Here is a 3,185-nt window from a genome sequence, read left to right as displayed (position 1 = left end):
TTACTTCAATTGGATTTGGCAGCATAGTCGGTTCAAGTCCACTGCCGCACAACGAGCAGGATTAACCTCTCGACCATGGACTTGGAATGATATCGTGACCTATCCCACAATAATCTGACGCACTACCACTTGATTATTGCCCGCGAATTTTTGCAATTGCGTTACCGATTGCTGCCTTATTTCTATACCCTTGCTTGGGAAGCAACCCAAACTGGTCATCCTTTAGTGCGTCCGCTATTTTGGCATGACTGTGATGATGAAAGACTCTGGAGTATTGATGATGCTTTTTTCTTAGGTGATGCCTTACTTGTCTGTCCAGTTGTAGAGTCAGGGGCGCGATCGCGTGATGTTATTCTACCCAAAGGATATTGGTATAACTTTTGGGATGAAACTCTCCTAGAGTCTGGGCAACCGACTCCTCTTGATGCACCCCTAGAAAAAATTCCTTTGTTGGTAAGAGCAGGAAGTATTTTGCCAATGCAGTCAGGACAAAATTTAGCTCTCCATGTTTATGTACCTGTAGGAGAAGTTGAAAACAAGCTTACCAATGGAGTTGAGGAAGCTGAATTAGACAGTTTAATTCCAACAACTTTTCAGTCTCAAATCGAAAGTTCCTACACTCTGTACAGCGATGCTGGAGATGGTTATGGAGCATGGCGGCTAGATAAATTTCGCATGGTACGCAACGAGCAAGGTTTGGAATTGATTTGGGAGCATCAAGGAAATTATGATTTTCCTTACCAAAATGTCCAATTGCACCTTCATGGTTTCCAGCCTGCTCAAGTCTGGGTAGATGGGAAAGAGATAACTTTTGAAGATAAATATTTGGAGTGCAATCCTTTTAAGCAAGTTTATTTTCAGGGCAAATAAATCTAAAACTTGATGTTAAACCTGTCAAAACTTTCAACTTTACTCATAAAACTAGCAGTTTAAACAAGCTCTCCACCAGTTTTCCACTATTAAAGCTTATGCTCAAAACTCAGTTTGTTTTATAGCTAATTGGGCTAAATCCAGTCAGCCTAATTTGGATTTTTATCACTAAAATCTCATCATAATGAGCAATCATAGCGATCGCCAATCATCAAAGCAAACTGCTACGCATCAGGAGCGCGAAGCAGAAATACCAAAGCCGCCCAAAGGTGGAGAGCGCTTCAAGTGGCTCGGACCCAGCTTTTTGTGGATGCTATCTGCGGCGGGTTCGGGAGAATTGCTATTTACGCCAAGAATTGCCGCTCTTTACGGCTACTCTCTACTGTGGGCGCTGCTTGCCGCCGTGATCTTGAAATGGTTTATTAACGGCGAGGTGGGGCGCTTTACAGTCTGCACGGGATCAACAATTTTACAAGGCTTTAAGCAACTTCCTGGCCCGAAAAATTGGACGATCTGGCTAATTTTACTGCCGCAAGCTGTGGTAGCTGTTTCTACGGTTGCCGGACTCTCAGGCGCTGCTGCTACAGCATTAGTTTTAATGACGGGGGGATCGCTCCAGCTTTGGACGGTAATTATCATCACTGTCACGGCGGCAATTGTTTTGTTGGGGCAATATAACGTTGTTGAAAAAATTTCCTCTTATGTCGGCATTGCCCGCACGATCGCAGTTGTAGCGGCAGCGATTTTTGTTTTTCCCAGTTTTCGCCAATTAGCAAATGGCATAGTGCCGCAAATTCCGCAGAACGTACAGTATCAAGAAATTCTGCCTTGGCTGGGTTTTATGCTGGCAGGGGCGGCGGGTTTGATGTGGTATTCCTACTGGGTAGAAGCTAGAGGTTATGGTGCCAGGGATAATTCATTCTAGAAGTAAAAATAGTTTGTCGATGTCATGGGCAAGAAACCGTTGAGCTTTGGTGAGAGAATCATAACCACTGAGCCGAGCAAGATTGATGGCAATATTGCGGATAATAGACCAATTGGTGGCAGCATTGGAGTTACCAATTGGGGCAGCATCTTCACCAAAAATCACATCTTTCACCCAATGCAAACGATTTTCAATTCCCCAATGAGTAGCGAATCCCCTCCGCAAAGGTAATCGCCTTTGAGACTAAGGAGCTAATGTAATGGTTAGTCTGTAGATATTTCTTGCCTGAGCGGATACCGATGCGTTCGATTTGGATCAGGCTTTGTACTCCTACCCAATCGGGGTCAATATTCTGAAGTTCAGTAAAGACATTGACGATTCGACAAGTCGTTCGACCTCGGTTTTTCTCAACATCGACAAACCGTTCGCAGGGTTTTTGAGCAGTGGCAATTGTTTTAAGTTGTGCTGATAGTCGGGGTTGATTACCTTTAACAGTGATAACGTAGTTATTGCCGCCCTCAATGATTAGCCGAGTAGTTTTTTTGGCAGTGAAGTGCATCCATAGTAAACACCACTCCTTCAAGTTGCAATGCCTCAAGTATTATTTGCACCACCTGCAACTCACTACTCTTTTTCGATTCAGACTGTTGGGCGGCAAGCACTACTCCTTGTTGATGACTATAGACTGAAACCAAAGAAATGAAGTTCTGGTAAGCCGTTTGCTGTTCGGACACCGTTCCTTTGATGCTTTTGCCGTCTATCGCCACCCATTCCCCAGGTTCGAGATTAAATGTTCTATTAACCCATTGCTCGAACTGCTGTGCGAGAACTTGAAAGTCGAGTTTCTGTAAGATGCGACGAAAAGTAGTGTCTGATGGCAAGCGAGTCACTTTTAGTCCTAATTTCTCGCTGACGGCTTCGTAGTGGCGCGCCCCAAAGTCTTCTAGGGCGTAGTAACTTCGGCATCCACTTATCGTTCCCATAATTACTAATAGCAAAATTAGCCATAGAGGATAACGTCTACCTCGATATGTTCGGAAATCTTTGATTTCCTGCAATGATTGAATTAAGTTGACCGCCATCTTAATTTCCAAAACTTATTTGTTTTCATCATTCTAATATTTTTCTCATCAACGAATTATCCCTGGGTTATGGTGCTGCTAGCGTGAAGGGCAAAGAAAGCATAAATCCCAAGGAACTCGACCAAGGAGAGAAAAAAAAGCTGCAAGGTTGGATGGGTCTAACGCTGATATCCAACACCTTATACCAAATTGCGTTCAAATATAGTAGAGTAGTGAACAACAAAGTTTGTCCTCAAACAACGAGTTAGGCAGGTGGATATGGGTCAAGTTACTCAAGCTTTTCCCCATTTAGAGCTAGAGGCAGTAAA

4 protein-coding genes and 2 pseudogenes are annotated in these 3,185 nt (G+C 43.6%); 3 read left to right on the top strand and 3 right to left on the bottom strand.

The genetic code is table 11. The features are described 5' to 3' along the window. From AC2VE5_RS25110 to AC2VE5_RS25100, 3 genes and pseudogenes are all read left to right on the top strand, one after another. A pseudogene (locus tag AC2VE5_RS25110) lies at positions 1 to 118 on the top strand (IS1 family transposase); the annotation flags it as partial. A gap of 11 nt (positions 119 to 129) precedes the next feature. Further along, positions 130 to 870 carry a DUF5110 domain-containing protein gene (locus tag AC2VE5_RS25105; RefSeq protein WP_486890322.1) on the top strand — a complete coding sequence of 247 codons (741 nt, stop codon included), beginning with the start codon at positions 130 to 132 and terminating at the stop codon, positions 868 to 870. Between the two features lie 184 nt (positions 871 to 1,054). Next, positions 1,055 to 1,777 (top strand): annotated as a pseudogene (locus AC2VE5_RS25100) (Nramp family divalent metal transporter); the annotation flags it as partial. Positions 1,778 to 1,786: 9 nt separating this feature from the next. Here the strand turns inward: AC2VE5_RS25100 and AC2VE5_RS25095 are convergent. From AC2VE5_RS25095 to AC2VE5_RS25085, 3 genes are read right to left on the bottom strand one after another with little or no spacing between them, the layout of a single operon-like run. After that, positions 1,787 to 2,020 carry a transposase gene (locus tag AC2VE5_RS25095; RefSeq protein ID WP_486890321.1) on the bottom strand — a complete coding sequence of 78 codons (234 nt, stop codon included), beginning with the start codon at positions 2,018 to 2,020 and terminating at the stop codon, positions 1,787 to 1,789. Continuing rightward, a complete protein-coding gene (locus tag AC2VE5_RS25090) occupies positions 1,986 to 2,354 on the bottom strand; it encodes an ISAs1 family transposase (RefSeq protein ID WP_486890320.1) in 369 nt (122 codons plus the stop codon). The genes AC2VE5_RS25095 and AC2VE5_RS25090 overlap by 35 nt, the downstream gene beginning before the upstream one ends. Continuing rightward, positions 2,314 to 2,877, bottom strand: coding sequence for an ISAs1 family transposase (locus AC2VE5_RS25085; protein WP_486890319.1), 564 nt, complete (start codon positions 2,875 to 2,877; stop codon positions 2,314 to 2,316). Before AC2VE5_RS25085 ends, AC2VE5_RS25090 begins: the two co-directional genes overlap by 41 nt. Positions 2,878 to 3,185 lie beyond the last annotated feature (308 nt).

Source organism: Aliterella sp. E5.1, assembly GCF_057473825.1.
The sequence above is the reverse complement of the archived record's forward strand: the minus strand, read 5'-3'. Positions and strand labels throughout refer to the sequence as shown.

Coding starts and splice junctions, on each gene's coding strand:
- AC2VE5_RS25090 (WP_486890320.1), bottom strand. CDS start 2,354: ATGCACTTCACTGCCAAAAAAACTACTCGGCTAATCATTGAGGGCGGC.
- AC2VE5_RS25085 (WP_486890319.1), bottom strand. CDS start 2,877: ATGGCGGTCAACTTAATTCAATCATTGCAGGAAATCAAAGATTTCCGA.